The sequence below is a fragment of the Mycobacterium sp. NGS62 genome, assembly GCF_059812285.1.
Genome location: NZ_JCALCK010000001.1, coordinates 439,393 through 456,080, shown reverse-complemented (window position 1 = coordinate 456,080; position 16,688 = coordinate 439,393). Strand labels below are relative to the sequence as shown.

15 protein-coding genes and 1 pseudogene are annotated in these 16,688 nt (G+C 66.5%); 9 read left to right on the top strand and 7 right to left on the bottom strand.

The window, feature by feature from the left end:
- The first annotated feature begins 61 nt into the window (after window positions 1-61).
- The gene (locus AC5Y49_RS02230) at window positions 62-418 is read left to right on the top strand and encodes a HesB/IscA family protein (protein ID WP_499884179.1); all 357 of its coding nucleotides are present in this window, start codon (window positions 62-64) and stop codon (window positions 416-418) included.
- A 19-nt stretch (window positions 419-437) separates the two neighbouring features.
- Here AC5Y49_RS02230 and AC5Y49_RS02225 read toward each other — a convergent pair whose 3' ends face one another.
- Window positions 438-1,115 (bottom strand): Rv0361 family membrane protein, encoded by a 678-nt coding sequence (locus AC5Y49_RS02225; RefSeq protein ID WP_499884178.1) that lies wholly within the window; start codon window positions 1,113-1,115, stop codon window positions 438-440.
- A gap of 169 nt (window positions 1,116-1,284) precedes the next feature.
- On the opposite strand from AC5Y49_RS02225, the gene AC5Y49_RS02220 reads away from it, so the two are divergent.
- Entirely contained in the window at window positions 1,285-2,262 is a 978-nt protein-coding gene (locus AC5Y49_RS02220) for a carbohydrate kinase family protein (RefSeq protein WP_499884177.1), read from the top strand.
- Between the two features lie 58 nt (window positions 2,263-2,320).
- Here AC5Y49_RS02220 and asnB read toward each other — a convergent pair whose 3' ends face one another.
- Window positions 2,321-4,288, bottom strand: a complete 1,968-nt coding sequence (gene asnB / locus AC5Y49_RS02215; RefSeq protein WP_499884176.1) for an asparagine synthase (glutamine-hydrolyzing) — start codon at window positions 4,286-4,288, stop codon at window positions 2,321-2,323.
- A 183-nt stretch (window positions 4,289-4,471) separates the two neighbouring features.
- Between asnB and ctaC the strand changes: the two genes are divergently transcribed.
- From ctaC to AC5Y49_RS02195, 4 genes are all read left to right on the top strand, one after another.
- Window positions 4,472-5,524: an aa3-type cytochrome oxidase subunit II gene (ctaC, locus tag AC5Y49_RS02210; protein ID WP_499884175.1), complete on the top strand. Its 1,053-nt coding sequence runs from the start codon at window positions 4,472-4,474 to the stop codon at window positions 5,522-5,524.
- An 8-nt stretch (window positions 5,525-5,532) separates the two neighbouring features.
- Complete coding sequence (locus AC5Y49_RS02205; protein ID WP_499884174.1) at window positions 5,533-5,952, top strand: cytochrome c oxidase subunit 4; 420 nt, start codon at window positions 5,533-5,535, stop codon at window positions 5,950-5,952.
- Between the two features lie 184 nt (window positions 5,953-6,136).
- Entirely contained in the window at window positions 6,137-7,009 is an 873-nt protein-coding gene (locus AC5Y49_RS02200) for an MmpS family transport accessory protein (RefSeq protein WP_499884173.1), read from the top strand.
- Window positions 7,009-7,656 (top strand): DUF2561 family protein, encoded by a 648-nt coding sequence (locus AC5Y49_RS02195; RefSeq protein ID WP_499884172.1) that lies wholly within the window; start codon window positions 7,009-7,011, stop codon window positions 7,654-7,656. Before AC5Y49_RS02200 ends, AC5Y49_RS02195 begins: the two co-directional genes overlap by 1 nt.
- Before the next feature lie 125 nt (window positions 7,657-7,781).
- Here the strand turns inward: AC5Y49_RS02195 and qcrB are convergent, their stop codons facing one another.
- The 4 genes from qcrB to ctaE are packed head-to-tail and all read right to left on the bottom strand — an operon-like array spanning window position 7,782 to window position 12,137.
- Window positions 7,782-9,422, bottom strand: a complete 1,641-nt coding sequence (gene qcrB, locus AC5Y49_RS02190) for a cytochrome bc1 complex cytochrome b subunit (RefSeq protein WP_499884171.1) — start codon at window positions 9,420-9,422, stop codon at window positions 7,782-7,784.
- Window positions 9,419-10,630, bottom strand: coding sequence for a cytochrome bc1 complex Rieske iron-sulfur subunit (gene qcrA, locus AC5Y49_RS02185; protein ID WP_499884626.1), 1,212 nt, complete (start codon window positions 10,628-10,630; stop codon window positions 9,419-9,421). Before qcrA ends, qcrB begins: the two co-directional genes overlap by 4 nt.
- Before the next feature lie 47 nt (window positions 10,631-10,677).
- Entirely contained in the window at window positions 10,678-11,529 is an 852-nt protein-coding gene (qcrC, locus tag AC5Y49_RS02180; RefSeq protein ID WP_499884170.1) for a cytochrome bc1 complex diheme cytochrome c subunit, read from the bottom strand.
- Complete coding sequence (gene ctaE, locus AC5Y49_RS02175) at window positions 11,526-12,137, bottom strand: aa3-type cytochrome oxidase subunit III (RefSeq protein ID WP_499884169.1); 612 nt, start codon at window positions 12,135-12,137, stop codon at window positions 11,526-11,528. Before ctaE ends, qcrC begins: the two co-directional genes overlap by 4 nt.
- A gap of 158 nt (window positions 12,138-12,295) precedes the next feature.
- On the opposite strand from ctaE, the gene trpD reads away from it, so the two are divergent.
- Window positions 12,296-13,306 carry an anthranilate phosphoribosyltransferase gene (trpD, locus tag AC5Y49_RS02170; protein ID WP_499884625.1) on the top strand — a complete coding sequence of 337 codons (1,011 nt, stop codon included), beginning with the start codon at window positions 12,296-12,298 and terminating at the stop codon, window positions 13,304-13,306.
- On the opposite strand, the pseudogene AC5Y49_RS02165 reads toward trpD, so the two are convergent.
- Window positions 13,244-15,028 (bottom strand): annotated as a pseudogene (locus AC5Y49_RS02165) (DEDD exonuclease domain-containing protein); the annotation flags it as partial. The gene trpD and the pseudogene AC5Y49_RS02165 sit on opposite strands and share 63 nt — an antisense overlap.
- Window positions 15,029-15,167: 139 nt before the next feature.
- Between AC5Y49_RS02165 and AC5Y49_RS02160 the strand changes: the two are divergent.
- Window positions 15,168-15,401, top strand: a complete 234-nt coding sequence (locus AC5Y49_RS02160) for a hypothetical protein (RefSeq protein WP_499884168.1) — start codon at window positions 15,168-15,170, stop codon at window positions 15,399-15,401.
- 129 nt (window positions 15,402-15,530) lie between these two features.
- Entirely contained in the window at window positions 15,531-16,661 is a 1,131-nt protein-coding gene (ripC, locus tag AC5Y49_RS02155; protein WP_499884167.1) for a peptidoglycan hydrolase RipC, read from the top strand.
- The last annotated feature ends 27 nt before the right edge of the window (window positions 16,662-16,688 follow it).

The window sequence follows — 16,688 nt, the reverse complement described above, 5'->3', positions numbered from 1 at the left end:
CTCAGCGCCGAGCGGACCCATCCCAGCGATTTAGGCACGTAGGCACATATAGGGAGACGCAATGACTGTTCAGGACCAGTCGACCGCCACCACCCACGGCGTGATCTTGACCGACGCCGCAGCGGCCAAGGCGAAGTCACTGCTGGACCAGGAAGGCCGCGACGATCTGGCGCTACGCATCGCGGTTCAGCCGGGCGGGTGCGCCGGTCTGCGGTACAACCTGTTTTTCGACGACCGTTCCCTCGACGGTGACCTGACCGCAGAGTTCGGTGGTGTGAAGCTGTCTGTCGACCGGATGAGCGCTCCCTACCTGCAAGGTGCCTCGATCGACTTCGTCGACACGATCGAAAAGCAGGGCTTCACGATCGACAACCCCAACGCGGGCGGATCGTGCTCCTGCGGCGATTCGTTCAACTGAGGCCGTTGTCTTCGGCGGGCTAGTAGCTGCCCGCTGTTCGCAGCACGTAAGAACACACGCGCACCTGGTTGTGCTGGAACAATAACTGCGCGATACCCTGCACCTCGTCGCGCGGCGGCCCGCCCGTTGCGGGGGTGACCCGCATGGTGAACAGCACCTGCGCCTGGTAGTTCGACCAGTAGACAATCTTGTCGATCGAGGTCACCTGGGCGGCGGAGAATTGCTTGCGAAAGGCGTCGCTGGACAGTTTGGCCAGCGCCTCGTCCGGCCGTCGGTCCCGGACGGCGTCGTAGATACCGCACAACGTGTTGCGGGCGATGGCTTCGGTATCGCGGTGCTCCAGCGCGTCCAGATAGCCCTGGATCGCCGATTTGGCCGTCGCCTCGGAAAATACGGCACCGGTGGTGGCCGATTTGTCGCTCCGCACCCCGTACACGATCGCCCCAGTCATCACGGCGATCAGTGCCACAGCCACCAACGCTCCGATGATCCACCGTCGTCGCTGCCGCGTCGGATAGGGCACCGGCGGGGGCAACTGGCCCGGGTAAGCGGCCGCGGGCGGCGCTGCCTGCGTATTTCCTGGCCCTGTTGAGTCGGGGTGGTCGGGGGGCGTCGGAATCGGCTGACTGGGATGCGGATCGGTGAACGGCGGCCCGTCGGCGCCGAGAGGATGGTTCGGCGAGTAGGGACCGGGCATCAAGGGTTCTCCTACGCTGTGGATGAGACGGCGGACGGTCGCCGTCAGCAGCCATCGGGTTGCTCTAGGCAGGCTAACGCACCCTTGACGACTGGCCGCGCTGCAACGGCCGCCGCTACCGCGCGTAGTCTTCGCTAGACGAGCTTAGAAAATGAAGGGTGGATCTTTCGTGACGATTGCGGTGACCGGTTCGATTGCAACTGATCATTTGATGCGCTTTCCGGGCCGGTTTTCCGAACAACTGCTCGCGGACCACTTGCAGAAGGTTTCGCTGAGCTTTCTGGTCGACGATCTGGTGATCCACCGCGGCGGGGTGGCCGGCAACATGGCTTATGCCATCGGCGTGCTCGGCGGCGATGTCGCGCTGGTGGGCGCTGCCGGCGACGACTTCGGCGACTACCGCGAATGGCTGCAAAGCCACGGCGTCAAGTGCGACAACGTGCTGATCTCGACGACGTCGCACACCGCGCGCTTCGTCTGCACCACCGACACCGAGATGGCCCAGATCGCCTCGTTCTATCCGGGCGCCATGTCGGAGGCGCGGGACATCTCGCTGGCCAAGGTTGTCGATGACGTCGGCACACCGGAATTGGTGATCGTCGGGGCCAACGACCCGGAGGCGATGTTCCTGCACACCGAGGAGTGCCGCAAGCTCGGGCTGGCGTTTGCCGCCGACCCGTCTCAGCAGTTGGCTCGGTTGACCGGCGAGGAGATCCGCCGGCTCATCGATGGCGCCACCTACCTGTTCACCAACGACTACGAATGGGATCTGCTGCTGTCCAAGACCGGCTGGACCGAGGCCGAGGTGATGGCGCAGGTCGGGCTGCGGGTAACCACGCTGGGTGCCAAGGGGGTCGACATCGTCGACCGCGACGGTGCCACCATCCACGTCGGCGTGGTGCCGGAGACCAGCCAGGTCGACCCCACCGGCGTCGGTGACGCGTTCCGGGCCGGCTTTTTGACCGGCCGCAGCGCGGGTTTGAGCCTGGAGCGTGCTGCCCAGCTCGGATCGCTGGTCGCAGTGCTGGTGCTGGAGTCGACCGGCACCCAGGAATGGGAGTGGGACCGCGAGTCCGCGGTGAGCCGGCTGGCCGGTGCCTACGGCGACGAGGCCGCTGCCGAGATCGCCACAGCGCTTTCGAGTTGAGTCTGCACACACCAGGCAAAAGTGCGAGTAGGACGCCTGGTGGACGCAGAGTCAACGGCTACAACTGCACCGGGTAGTGCGGCTCGGTGATGTGCGGCACAACGGTGTGCTCGACGAAGATCGCGTGCCACAGCATGAAAATCAGCACGGTCCACAATCGGCGGCTGTGATCGGTTGTACCGCAACGATGTTCGTCGAGCATCCGGCGTACCGCGGCGACGTCGACGAATTCGCCGGCCTGTGACGAGTCCGTCAGGGCATAGGCCCACTCCAGCAATTCGCCGGCGCGCAGCCAGTGCCGGATCGGCACCGGGAAGCCCAGCTTGGGCCGGTTGAGCACATGCGCCGGGACGACGGACTCCAGCGCACGGCGCAGCGCGTACTTCGTTGTGGTGCGGGTGATCTTGGCTTCCAGCGGCAACCGCGAAGCCACCGCGAACACCTCGGGGTCCAGGAACGGCACCCGCAGTTCCAGCGAGTTGGCCATCGTCATCTTGTCGGCTTTGACCAGGATGTCGCCGCGTAGCCAAGTGAACAGGTCGATGTGCTGCATGCGGGCTACCGGATCCCATCCGGCCGATTCGGCGTAGATCGGGGCCGTCACGTCGGTGTGGGTCCAGTCCGGACGAAACCCGGGCAGCACGGCACGCAGCTGCGCATCGGAGAAACTACGCGCGTTGCCGTAGTAGCGCTCCTCCAACGTCAGCGATCCCCGGTGCAGCAGACTCTTGCCGCGCATGCCGTCGGGCAGCGGTTTGGACACCTTGCCCATCGACCGTCGCAGCCGGGCGGGCAGATAATCGAACGGCCGCAGCGACAGCGGTTCCCGGTAAATCGTGTAGCCACCGAACAGTTCGTCGGCGCCTTCGCCGGAGAGCACCACCTTGACATGTTTGCGGGCTTCGCGCGCGACGAAGAACAGCGGCACCAGCGCCGGGTCGGCTACCGGTTCGTCGAGGTACCAGACAATCTCCGGGAGGGCGGCGACGAACTCTGCCGGGCTGACCACCTTGGCGATATGCCGTGCACCGATCGCCTCGGCCGATGCGACGGCCACGTCGATCTCGGAGAATCCCTCCCGCTCGAAGCCGGTGGTGAAGGTGATCAGCCGCGGGTTGTGCCGGATGGCCAGGGCCGCGATCGCGGTGGAGTCGATGCCGCCGGACAGAAACGACCCGACGGTGACGTCGGCGCGCATGTGCTTGGCCACCGAGTCCTCTAACACCGCGGTGATCTCGTCGTAGCGAGCCTGCGCGGTATCCCGGGTGATCGGGGTGGCGGCGAATCGCGGCACGAAGTAGCGGGTGGTTTGCGGTGCAGGGTCCCCGGGGCGAATCCGGGTGTAGCAGCCCGACTCGAGCCGGCGCACCCCGCGGTGCAGTGTCTCGGGCTCGGGTACGTACTGCAGCACCGTGTAGTGCTGCACGGCCCGAGGGTCGAGTCGGGTGTCGAAGCCCACCAGGTCGGCCAGATCCAACAGGCACTTCTTCTCGCTGGCTACCGCGGTACCGCCGGATCCGATCGCCACAAACAGCGGCTTGATGCCGAATGGGTCTCGGGCGCAGAACAATTCGCCGGTGACGGTGTCCCACAGTGCAAACGCGAACATGCCGCGCAACCGCCCCAACGCGCCGGGACCCCAATGATGGTAGGCGGCGATGATGGCCTCACCGTCGCCGTCGGTGGTGAATGCGACGCCGTGCTCGGCGGTCAGCTCTGCACGCAACTCCAGGTAGTTGTAGATCTCGCCGTTGAACACCAGCACATACCGCTCGGGTGTCTCCGGCGGTCCCCAGCGCAGCGGCTGGTGTGAGTGGGCGATGTCGATGATGGACAGCCGGTTGAAGCCCAGCACGGCCGTCCCATCGGGGTCAGCCCAAGTCCCCGGCTCGTCGGGCCCGCGGTGACGCATCAGATGCGAGGCGCGAGCGATCGCGTCGGTGGCTCCGTCGGCGCCGTCGGCTGCGGGAGAACCGGGCGGAACACCGCCGGCCGCGGCAGCCACGAAGGCCAGCAGTCCACACATCGCGCCCAAGTATGCCGCACCCTCGCGAATAGGCTGATCGGGCGACGGGCAAGGGCAGCGTCGGCGCGGGGGAGTCTGCGCGGCTCGCCAGGACGCGTGGTCTACGCTGCGTAGTAGTATTCGACAGCTGCGGCGAGTCGGCCGACTCCCGTCGGCCCAGCTTGTGATACAGGAGGCGCCAACGTGACACTCCGCGGGCCAAGCCGTTCTGCAGGCTCCCGTCGGCTTCGGCTCTTGGTATTGGCCGGCACGCTGGGCGTCCTGGCGGTCACCCTGAGCGGATGCAGCTGGCAGGAGGCACTGGGCCTGGGCTGGCCGCGCGGGATCACCCCCGAGGCGGAGGCCAACCGGCAGCTGTGGCTTGGCGCGGTGATCGCCTCGTTGGTGGTAGGGGTCATCGTGTGGGGCCTGATCTTCTGGGCCGCGGCCTTCCACCGCAAAAAGGCCAGTGACACCGAGTTGCCGCGCCAGTTCGGCTACAACATGCCGCTGGAGCTGGTGCTGACTGTCACACCGTTTCTGATCATCTCGGTGCTGTTCTATTTCACCGTGGTGGTGCAGGAAAAGATCATGCATCTGGCGTCCGACCCCGAGGTCGTCGTCGACGTCACGTCGTTCCAGTGGAACTGGAAGTTCGGCTACCAGAAGGTCGATTTCAAAGACGGCACGCTCAAATACGACGGCGCCGACCCGGCGAAGAAGGCGGCGATGGTGTCCAAGCCGGAAGGCAAGGACAAGCACGGCGAGGAACTGGTCGGCCCAGTGCGTGGCCTCAACACCGAGGACCGCACCTACCTCAACTTCGACAAGGTCGAGACGTTGGGAACCAGTACCGAAATCCCGGTCCTGGTGCTGCCGGCGGGCAAGCGGATCGAGTTCCAACTGGCATCGGCTGACGTCGTGCATTCGTTCTGGGTGCCGGAGTTCTTGTTCAAGCGTGACGTGATGCCCCACCCGCAGGCCAACAACTCGGTGCACCGATTCCAGGTCGCCGAGATCACCCAAACCGGGGCATTCGTCGGCCGCTGCGCCGAGATGTGCGGCACCTATCACTCGATGATGAACTTCGAGGTCCGGGTAGTGGCGCCCAACGACTTCAAGGCCTATTTGGACCAGCGGATCGGCGGTAAGACGAACGCTCAGGCTCTGCAGGCGATCAACCAGTCTCCCGTCGCGGTCACAACGCATCCGTTCGAAACCCGCCGCGGACAGCTGTCGCCGGCGGCGAGCAAGTAGGGACACCTATGCATATCGAAGCCAGGCTGTTCGAATTCATCGCCGCGTTCTTCATTGTGGTCGCCGTGATCTACGCCGTGCTGACGACCTTGTTCGCCACCGGTGGGGTGGAATGGGCCGGCACCACCGCGCTGGTGCTGACCGCCGGTCTGGCGATCATCGTCGCGACTTTTTTCCGGTTTGTGGCGCGCCGGCTCGACACCCGTCCTGAAGACTACGAGGGCGCCGAGATCAGCGATGGCGCAGGCGAATTAGGTTTTTTCAGTCCGCACAGTTGGTGGCCCGTCCTGATCGCCCTGGCGGGTTCGGTGACCGCCGTCGGTATCGGGCTGTGGTTGCCGTGGTTGATTGCCGCCGGCGTGGTGTTCGTTCTCGCGTCGGCAGCCGGCTTGGTTTTCGAGTACTACCTCGGTCCCGAGAAGCACTGATCAGGTCGCGCACAAGGTCACAATCAGGGCATCAGTTGACCCGTCACCAGGTCGCCGGGAATGCCGTGCACCTGCCGGTTGGGTAGGGTTTGCGAGGCACAATGTGGAATTGCGGAGCGTGCGCTGGGCGATGCAGGCGCGTTGTCGCCTGCACTGGTGACGTAGTTGGACAGGACAGACGAACATGAGCGGGCCGAATCCCCCAGGACCGGAACCTGGCGAACTGGAGACCGGCAGCGAGCTCAGCGACGACGACAACGATTTCGCCGGCGAGCACCTGGGGGAGCAGACCGGCGAAAGTGACCCGACCAGCGAGACGGATGCCTATTCGCAGGCCTATTCGGCTCCGGAGTCTGAACACTTCACCAGCGGTCCCTATGTGCCCGTCGACCTCGACCTCTACGACTACGACAGCTACCACGAGGCAGAGGGCGACGAACCCCACCCGCCACGCTGGCCGTGGGTTGTCGGCGTGGCCGCGATCGTCGCGGCGATCGCCCTGGTGGTGTCGGTGTCGCTGCTATTCGCGCGTACCGACACACAGGACCTGGCCACCCCGGAAACTGCGCCCTCGTCTGCGCCGCCGATTCAGGACGAGATCACCGTCACCACTCCGCCGCCGGCGCCCCCTCCGCCATCCACCAGTGAGCCGCCGCCACCACCCCCGCCGCCCCCCGCCGAGGCTCCACCACCGCCTGCTCCGGAGCCGGCCCCGGCCCCGGAGCCGCCGCCCGTCGCGGCACCTCCGCCGCCGCCACCACCACCGACCACCACCGCTCCGGCCGGTCCTCGGCAGGTCACCTATTCGGTAACCGGCACCAAGGCGCCCGGCGACATCATCTCGGTGACCTACATCGATGCCTCTGGCCGGCGGCGCACCCAACACAACGTCTATATCCCGTGGTCGATCACGGTCACCCCGATCTCGCAGTCTGAAGTCGGCTCAGTGGAGGCGTCGAGTCTTTTCCGGGTCAGCAGACTCAACTGCACGATCACCACCAGCGACGGAGCCGTGCTGTCGTCGAACGAGAACAACGCACCGCAGACGAACTGCTGATGGTCAACAGATATTCGGACAGCCGAGGTGGGTGGGCTATGGCGTCGTCGACCACCGGCGATCGCATTCTGGTTGGAGTTTGCGCCGCGATCTGGCTGGTGCTGATCGGTGTGAGCGTGGCGGCCACTGTCGCGCTGATCGATTTGGGACGGGGCTTTCACGAGACGGCGGGCAACCCGCACACCTCGTCGGTGCTGTACGTCATCATCGTCATTTCGGCGTTGATCATCGTCGGCGCGGTCCCGGTGCTACTGCGTGCCCGGCGCACGACTCGGGTCGAGCCCGCGGCGCAATCGGGGCACATCACGGCTCGTGCTGCGGCTGCGCCACCGATCAGGGCGGAGTATCCGCCGGCTCGCGGCCCGGCCGGCCAGACCGAGCGGTTGACCGCGCTGCGGGCGGCCAGCGCTTTCACAGACGCGACCATAGATCGCATCTGGTTACGCGGCACCGTCGAACTGGTGACCGCTATGGGAGTTGCGCTGGTCGCTGTCGCAACGGCGACTTACCTGATGGCCATCGGCCACCAGGCCGCGGCCTGGACGGCGTACGTGATTGCCGGCATCGTCACGGTTGCCATGCCGGTGATCCCCTGGCGACACGTGCGGCAACTACGCCGGATGCTCACCCAGCCCGGCCCGTCGTAGCGGGCTTCGGTCGTCGTCGGGCGTCGAGACTGCGGCTACGGCATCGAGACTGCATGCAGCGCGTGGCTGTTCGCGCGCCTACGCCCTGAACGCAGTCTCGACGCGGGAGGCCCGGCCCGCGGGACCTAGTGCTCGCCGTCGCGGGAACCGTTGGTGCCGTCTTGGTGCTCGCGTAGCGCGGTGAGGGCACGCTGTTCGCCGGCGTGCGCCGCCTCGCGCAGCGCGGCGTCTTCGGACGCCGGATCGGCGAACAGCAGGCTGCCCGAGCCGGGCGAGCCGGCCGAGCCGAGCTTGTTCATCTTGTTGGGTACCGGGGCGCCCTGGTATTCCAGCGGTATCGGATGGCCATGGCCGTCGACCGGGCCAAGCGGCTGGTGCAATTCGATGTAGGCACCGTGCGGCAAACGCTTGATGATGCCGGTCTCGATGCCGTGCTCGAGCACCGCACGGTCGCTGCGCTGCAACCCGATACACCACCGATAGGTGACGAAGTAGATGATCGGCGGTAGCACCACCATCCCGATGCGGCCGATCCAGGTCGTCGCGTTCAGCGAGATGTGGAATTTCCACGCGATGATGTCGTTCATCGCGGCCAGGGTCAACACCATGTAGAACGCGATCGCCATGGCGCCGATCGCGGTACGAACGGGGGCGTCCCGCGGGCGCTGCAGCAGGTTGTGGTGCGCGTAGTCGCCGGTGAACCTCTTCTCCAGGAACGGGTAAATGGTCAGCAGCACGAAAACCAAGCCCATGATCAACGCCACGCCGACCGGTCCGGGAATCGTGTGGTGCCAGAAGTAGAACTCCCAGGCCGGCCAGAGCCTGGCCAGGCCTTCGGTCCACATCATGTAGAAGTCCGGCTGGCTGCCCGCCGATATCTGAGATGGCTTGTAGGGCCCCAGGTTCCAGATCGGGTTGATCTGCAACAGGCCGCCCATCAGGCCCAGGACGGCGGTGGTCAGCGCGAAGAAAGCGCCGGACTTGACCGCGAAGACCGGCATGACCCGCACACCGACGACGTTTTTCTCGGTGCGCCCGGGCCCGGGGAACTGAGTGTGCTTCTGGAACCAGACCAGCGCCAAATGCGCCCCGATGAGCGCCAGGATGATCCCGGGAATCAGCAGGATGTGCAGCGCGTACAGCCGCGGGATGATGATGTTGCCGGGGAAGTCACCGCCGAACAGCAACCAGTGCAACCAGGTACCGATCACCGGCATGCCCAGCGTGATCGACGAGAAGGCGGCCCGCAGCCCGATACCCGACAGCAGGTCGTCGGGCAGCGAGTAGCCGAAGTAGCCCTCGAACATGGCCAGGATCAGCAGCAGCGAACCGATGACCCAGTTGGCTTCACGGGGCCGACGGAATGCGCCGGTGAAGAAGATGCGCGCTAGGTGCACCATGATCGCCGCGGCGAACATCAGCGCGGCCCAGTGGTGGATCTGGCGGACGAACAGCCCGCCGCGGACTTCGAAGGAGATGTTGAGCGCGGTTTCGTAGGCCCGCGACATTTCCACCCCGCGCAGCGGTTGATAGACGCCGTTGTAGGTGACCTCGGCCATGGACGGGTCGAAGAACAGCGTCAGGTACACGCCGGTGATCAGCAGAACGATGAAGCTGTACAGCGCGATCTCGCCAAGCAGGAACGACCAGTGGGTGGGGAAGACCTTGTTGAGCTGGCGCCGTACCGCGGCCGACGGGTGATAGCGGGTGTCGATGTCCTGCGCTTGACGGGCGAGGGTGTTGCCGATATCGATTTTCGGACTCATGAGGTGCGCTCCCAAAATGCCGGCCCGACTGGTTCGATGAAGTCGCCGTTGGCGACCAGATAACCGTTGCTGTCAATGGTGATGGGCAGCTGCGCCAGCGCACGCGCCGCCGGACCGAAAATCGGTTTGGCGTACTGCAGTGCGTCGAACTGCGACTGATGGCACGGGCACAGAATGCGGTAGGACTGCTGCTCGTAAAGTGATGAGGGACAACCCAAATGCGAGCAGACCTTGGTGTAGGCGAAGAACTCGCCGAAGTTGAAGCTCTCCTGACCCTTGCGTTTGGTCACCCGCGACATGTCACCTGGTTTGAGGCGGATCAGCATCACCGGGTTGCGCACACCCATCATGATCTTGCGCAGTTGTTCACGTGATTCGTGGCTGATTCCGTCGCCGTCAGATTCCCGCCACGGAAAGACGGTCTCCATTCCGCCGGCGTCGACATCTTCCGGACGCATCCGGACGAACGGCGAACCCAGGTGCTCACCGGTAGCACGGGCCAGATAGATGGTCTCGCCGCGGTACCGCGGCGTCCAGCCCGAGGTCCACAGCACGGCCTTTTTACCGTCGGCGGTCTGCACCACCGGTTTCCACGGGTTTTTGATCAGACCGCCGATAAATGCGACCAGCGTGCCCAGGCCGAAAGCTCCAAGGCTCAAGCCCAACGACATTCCGATCACCTTGCGACGCCGCAGCGTCGAGCCCTCGAAAGCATCGGTCAGATTGGCGACCACTGTCTTGCGGTGGATCTCCGGGGAGTCGCCGTCGTGGCGCTCCTGGATCGAAATCTCCTCGGGGATAAACCGTTTCTGGAATAGCACCGCGCCGACCGCGATCGCGAGAATGGACAGCCCGAATGTCAGACCGTAGAGCGGGGTGGTCAGCGAGTACAAGAAGCTGCCCTCAGCCTCCATCGGCTTGTACTCCCAGGGCCAGAACAGGAACACCAAAAGCAGCGCCAACCCGAAACCGCCACCGGCCAAGAACCACAACGCAATTCCGCGGTCAGCGCGCTTCTCGGCTTTGGTTCCCGCGACCGGCCAACGTGATTCCTTGTAGACCGTTTCGACACCGTCGAGCCGGCCACCAAGCTCGACGAGCTCCTCACGCGACATCGCGTTCAGTTCGGCATCGCTGGGCTGACCCGGAGCACCTTGCTGGCCGGGGGTGTCGGTGCCCTTGCCCTCTCCGCTGACCCCGTCCCTCATCCGGCGCCGCTCCTCCTCATCGCTTCGCTCTGCATCGTCGCCGGCGCTCATGATCGCGCCCCAATCCACAATGCCGTGCCGATCACGGCAACCATCCCGATGATCCACATCGCCATGCCCTCGGGGGCCGGTCCGAAGCCGCCCAGACCGTAGCCGCCTGGTTGACGTTCTTCGCTGACGGTTTTCACATAGGCGATGATGTCCTTCTTGGCCTCGAAGGACAGCTGACGGTCAGAAAACTTGGGCATATTCTGCGGCCCGGTCAGCATGGCGGTGAGAATCTGCTGTTCGTTGGCCGGCTCCAGGTCCGGGGCGTATTTCCCCGACGACAATGCGCCGCCCTTGCCGGTGAAGTTGTGGCACGACGCGCAGTTGAGCCGGAACAAGTCGCCGCCGCGGCCCAGGTCGTAACCGCGCAGCGATTGCATCGCCGGGCTGCCGTCCAGCGTGCGCACCACCGTGGGGCCGCCACCGTTGGCCTGCACGTAGGCGCCCAGCGCGTCGATCTGCCCGCCGTCGAAGATCGGTTCCTTTCGGGGCGCCTGCGCTTCACCGCGTGCGGCGGGCATCCGCCCGGTGGACACCTGGAAGTAGACGGCCGCCTCACCGACGCCGATCAGGCTCGGGCCGCGATCCGGCACACCCTGCAGATTGGCACCGTGACACGTCACGCAGGAGGTATCGAACAGCTGTTTGCCGGTGCGCAGCAACGCCGAGGAGGACTCGTCGGCCACGGCCACCTGGGGAGTTGGGGTCAGCACCGCGGCCAGCCCGCCGGCGACCGCCAGCGCCATCAACAGCAGCAGTCCGGCCGACAACCGGCGACGAAGCCGCCGTCGCGAGCGATTACTCCCCAGTGTCTTCAAGCGAACACTCCTGTTCGTCAGGCGGCTGGTCATCGGATGAAGTAGATCGTGGCGAACAGCGCAATCCAGACGATGTCGACGAAGTGCCAGTAATAGGAGACGACGATCGACGCGGTCGCTTGCGCCGGCGTGAACTTGCTCATCGTGGTGCGGGCCAGCAGGAAGATGAAGGCGACCAGCCCGCCGATGACGTGCAGTCCGTGGAAGCCGGTGGCCAGGTAGAAGACGCTGCCGTAGGCGCTGCTGGGGATCGTGGTGCCGTGACCCACCAGGTGGTAGTACTCGTAGGCCTGACCCAGGACGAAGAACAGCCCCATCAAGAACGTGACGAAATACCAGCGGCGCAGCCCGAAGACGTCGCCGCGCTCGGCGGCGAACACCCCCATCTGGCAGGTGAACGACGAGGCGATCAGCACCAACGTGACCGGAACCGCCTGGTAGAGGTTCAATTCCGTCGGCGGGGGCGGCCAGTCACCGCCGCCTTGAGCGCGCGCTGTGAAGTACATCGCAAACAACCCAGCAAAGAACATCAGCTCGCTGGAAAGCCACACTATGGTGCCGACGCTGACCATGTTGGGCCGGTTGAGCGAATGCACGCGCGCCGTGATAGCAGTACCCGAGGTTCCCACCGCACTCGTCACATCCGCAAGTATGACGCTTTGTAGTTGTCGAACTCCACCCGGGGCGGCAATTGGCGAGTCGCTGCCGCATAAGCTGCCACCAGTTACCGGTGTGGGACCATCGGCGCGTGGCGGAGTCATCTTCCGGGTCGTCTTGGCCGCGGGTGCTCGGCGGTCTGATGGCCGGCCAGAACCTGGCGCGCGGACAGGCCGCCTGGGCGATGGAGCAGATCATGACCGGCGCCGCGGCGCCGTCGCAGATCGCCGCGTTCGCGGTCGCGATGACGATGAAGGTTCCCACTGCCGCGGAGGTCAGCGAGCTGGCCGAGGTCATGCTGCACCACGCGCATCCGCTGCCCGTCGACGCGATCGGCACCGACACCGTCGATGTGGTTGGGACCGGTGGCGACGGCGTGTCCACCGTCAACCTGTCCACGATGGCTGCCGTCGTGGTGGCCGCCGCCGGTCTACCGGTGGTCAAGCACGGTAACCGCGCGGCCTCGTCGCTGTCCGGCGGTGCCGACACACTCGAGGCGCTGGGTGTGCGCATCGACCTGAACCCTGCCGAGGTCGCCCGCAGCGTCGCGGAAGTGGGGATCGGGTTCTGCTTCGCGCCGCAGTTTCACCCGTCGTATCGGCATGCGTCGGTGGTGCGACGCGAGGTCGGCGTTCCCACAGTCTTCAATCTGCTTGGGCCGCTGACGAATCCGGGCCGCCCGCGAGCAGGTTTGATCGGCTGCGCGTTTGCCGATCTGGCCGAGGTGATGGCCGGGGTGTTCGCTGCCCGCCGGTCCAGTGTCCTGGTGGTGCACGGCGACGACGGGCTCGACGAGCTGACCACCACAACGACCAGCACGATCTGGCGGGTACAGGCGGGCACGGTGGACAAGCTGACGTTCGACCCTGCCGGGTTTGGCTTCGCGCGCGCCGAACTCGACGACCTGCTTGGCGGCGATGCGGCCGCCAACGCGGCCGAGGCCCGTTCGGTGCTGGCCGGCGCCAAGGGCCCGGTGCGAGATGCGGTGGTGCTCAACGCCGCTGGCGCCATCGTGGCCCACACCGGGCTATCCAGCCGCGCCGAGTGGTTGCCGGCGTGGGAAGACGGGCTGCACCGCGCCGCTGCCGCCATCGACACCGGTGCGGCCGAACAGCTGCTCGCGCGATGGGTGCGGTTCGGACAACAGATCTGAGTCGCTGGCCTGCTCGGCGGCAACGCGTGCCGAGCGGGCCGAAGCGGCCCACGCAGCCCACGATCCGGCGGACCTCAACGGCGAACACCAGCCCGCGGCAGCATCCACGATGCGCACTCCGGGCCCGTCGAGCCAGCGCGCGATCAGTGCCGTCTCCTCGACCAGCGCCCCGCCCAGCGGGGCGGACGCAGGCAGGATCACCTGCGCGCCCGCCCGCAGCGCGTCGACGACGGGCATCGGCGGCACGCCACGGGCCGCAGTGCCGGCCGCAGCCAGTTGCCCGTAGCGGATCACGGCGAGCTGCCAGCCGCCGTGCCCATCCGGTGCGGCGGCCACCAACTCGGCCAGCGCCGCTAGCGCCCGCAGGCGCTGGCCACGCCAGAGCACCTCGACCGCCGCACCGGTGTGGTCCCGTAGCCGCGCGGCGCTCTCGTAGCGGTGCCGCTCGGCCAGGGCGGTGATCTGGGCTACCGCCGCCTCCAGCGCGGCGTTGTCGGCACCGTCGATCAGCGCGGCGGCGCGCTGCGCCGTGGGCACGTATTCCGCAGCGGTGATCTCGCGGCCGGCCGGACACGGCGACACTTCCCGCGGTGGGCACGCCGGGCCGTGCAGCGCCGAACGCGCCAGCCGGGCGGTGCAGGTGCGCACCCCGGTGAACCGCGCCAGCAGCGCCGCGGTGTCGGCAGCGTCGGCCCGGGAACGAAACGGGCCGACCGCACGCTCGTGCCGCGGCGCCCGCACCACCGTCAGGCGGGGGAACGCCTCGTCGGTCAACGTCACCCACCACCACCGGTGCGGGTATCGCGAGCGACGGTTATAGGGCGGGGCGTGCGCGGCCAGCATCCGCAGCTCGCGAACGCCGGCTTCCAGTGCGTGCGCGCATACGACATGATCGAGGGCGCTGGCCAGCGCGACCATCTCCTTGGTGCGGCCGCGCGGGTCGGAGCCGTTGAAGTACTGGGTGACCCTGCGCCGCAAGTCGGTTGCGGTGCCGACGTAGAGCACCTCGCCGGACGGCCCGCGGAACAGGTAGACGCCCGGCCGGTGCGGCAGGCCCTGCGCCAGCACCCGTTTGCGGCGCTGAGCCGTCGTCACACCGGGCAGATACGACCGCAACTCGGGGTAGGTGTGCACCCCTTGGTTGCCCACCCGCTCGATCAGCGCATGTAGTACCTCGACGGTGGCGCGGGCGTCGTCGAGGGCCCGGTGGGTGGGCTCATTGGCGACGGCGAAGAGCCGGGCCAACGCGGCCAGCCGCACGCTGGGGGCTTCCTCGCGGGTAAGCACCCGACGGGCCAGCCGGACCGTGCACAGCACCTGCGGCCGGGGCCAGGGGATGCCACAGCGATCGGCGGCGGCACGCAGGAACCCGACGTCGAATCCGGCGTTGTGGGCGACCAGCACCGAGCCCCGGGCGAACTCGAGAAACATGGGCAGCACCGCGCGGATCGTCGGCGCATCACACACCATCGCGGTGGTGATACCGGTCAGTCGCACGATCTGTGGCGGGATGCTGCGCTGCGGGTCGACCAGAGTGCCGAACTCACCCAGCACCGCACCGCCGCGAACTTTGACTGCCCCGATTTCGGTGATCTCGTCGGCTGCCGCGCGCCCGCCGGTGGTTTCCAGGTCGACGACGACGAAGGTGGTCTCGCGCAGTGACACGTCCTTGAGCGCGTCGAGGCCGGCGAAGCTCAACTGCTCGGGGGCCGGCACACCCATGGCCGAGACGTTAGGCAGCGCCACCGACAGGCGGCGGACCCGGCGCGGCGCGTCGGGTGCGATCACCGCGGCGAACCTTGTCGGTGGTGGCCGTTAGCCTGCGCGGAGATCGATCGACCAGAGCGAAAGGACCAGCCAGATGGCAGAAACCGCCAGGCCCGACGGGCAGGCCGGGCCGCCCGGACCGGTGATCATCGACTGCGACGACTGCGCGGTCCGCGGACCTGGATGCCGCGACTGCGTCGTCAGTGTGCTACTCGGGGTACCGGAAACTTTGCTGGCCGACGAGCGGGCCGCTTTGGAGGTACTCGCCGACGCGGGTATGGCCCCCAGGCTGCGGCTGGTGCCCATTCATCGCCCCGGAGTGGCCTGACGGCCGTCAAAATCTTGCTGATTTCTTAATGTTCCGCTGTTGGACAATGCCTATACCGTTTCGTAACCTGTCTGAGACCTAAAGCAAATTCGACGTCTTGTCGACGGGTTTGAAGGATACGAAATTTTGGTGTCGGGGAATGACGGTAGACGCTGGGCTGGATGCACCCGCAAGCGATTTGCCGTCGCCGCGATAGCGGGATTTATCACCATCTTCTCCGGCGCGGTCACCGGCACTGTGCTGGCCGATCCGGCCGATGACGCCATGGCAAAGCTCACTGAGCTGTCTCGTCAGGCCGAACAGACGACTGAGGCCATGCACAGCGCCCAGCTCGACCTCAACGACAAACTGGTTGCGCAGCGCGCCGCGGACAAGCGGCACGCGGACGACCAAGCCGCCGCGCAAGCCACCAAAGCCCGGTTGGCAACCTTCCAGGCCGGTGTCAACAAGTTTGCTGCCGCGATGTACATGGGCGGTCGAACCGACGGCATGGACGCGATCCTGACCGCCGAGTCGCCCCAGCAGTTGATCGGCAAGCTGGCCGTGCAGCGGGTGATCGCCACCGAGATGTCCGCGCAGATGGCCAGTTACCGGACAGCCGGAGAGCAGGCCGCCAAAGCCGAGCAGGCGTCGGCGAAATCGGCGGCAGACGCCAAGACCGCCGCCGAGCAGGCCGCCGCGGTGCGGGCGAGTCTGCAGTCCAAGCAAAGTCAGCTGCAGGTGCAGATCGCCGTCGTCAAGTCGCAGTACCTCTCTCTGTCGCCGGGGCAGCGCACCGCGCTGGCCGAACCAGGGCCGGCCCCGCAGCCCGCTGCGCTGGTAGCGGCCCCCGCACCTGAAGCGTTGCCGCCCAATGGTGGTGGGCCCGGCGTAGACGCCCCTGAGGCGTTTCCCGGCGGCGCGCCGGGTAGCGGCCAAGGGGCGACGGCCGTGCAGGCCGCGTTGACCCAGGTCGGTGCGCCGTACTCGTGGGGTGGCGCCGCCCCCGGGGGCTTTGATTGTTCTGGCTTGGTGATGTGGGCGTTCCAGCAGGCCGGCATCGCGCTGCCGCACTCCAGCCAGGCGTTGGCCCACGGCGGGCAGCCCATTGCGCTGTCGGACCTGCAGCCCGGTGACGTGCTCACCTTTTACTCCGACGCATCACACGCCGGCATCTACGTCGGTGACGGTCTGATGGTCCATTCCTCCACCTACGGTCAGCCGGTGCGGGTGGTGCCGATGACCTCGTCCGGCCCGATTTACAACGCTCGCCGCTACTGACGCCCAGCCTCGGCGGCGGTGGCCGTC

Excerpts from the sequence above, each read along its gene's own strand:
- asnB (WP_499884176.1), bottom strand. The coding sequence starts at position 4,288 with ATGTGTGGACTGCTGGCCTTCGTGGCTGCCGCGGCCGGCGGTGTTCCG.
- AC5Y49_RS02160 (WP_499884168.1), top strand. The coding sequence starts at position 15,168 with ATGGCAGAAACCGCCAGGCCCGACGGGCAGGCCGGGCCGCCCGGACCG.
- AC5Y49_RS02230 (WP_499884179.1), top strand. The coding sequence starts at position 62 with ATGACTGTTCAGGACCAGTCGACCGCCACCACCCACGGCGTGATCTTG.
- AC5Y49_RS02200 (WP_499884173.1), top strand. The coding sequence starts at position 6,137 with ATGAGCGGGCCGAATCCCCCAGGACCGGAACCTGGCGAACTGGAGACC.
- qcrA (WP_499884626.1), bottom strand. The coding sequence starts at position 10,630 with ATGAGGGACGGGGTCAGCGGAGAGGGCAAGGGCACCGACACCCCCGGC.
- qcrC (WP_499884170.1), bottom strand. The coding sequence starts at position 11,529 with ATGACCAGCCGCCTGACGAACAGGAGTGTTCGCTTGAAGACACTGGGG.
- AC5Y49_RS02205 (WP_499884174.1), top strand. The coding sequence starts at position 5,533 with ATGCATATCGAAGCCAGGCTGTTCGAATTCATCGCCGCGTTCTTCATT.
- qcrB (WP_499884171.1), bottom strand. The coding sequence starts at position 9,422 with ATGAGTCCGAAAATCGATATCGGCAACACCCTCGCCCGTCAAGCGCAG.
- AC5Y49_RS02225 (WP_499884178.1), bottom strand. The coding sequence starts at position 1,115 with ATGCCCGGTCCCTACTCGCCGAACCATCCTCTCGGCGCCGACGGGCCG.
- AC5Y49_RS02195 (WP_499884172.1), top strand. The coding sequence starts at position 7,009 with ATGGTCAACAGATATTCGGACAGCCGAGGTGGGTGGGCTATGGCGTCG.
- trpD (WP_499884625.1), top strand. The coding sequence starts at position 12,296 with ATGGCCGGCCAGAACCTGGCGCGCGGACAGGCCGCCTGGGCGATGGAG.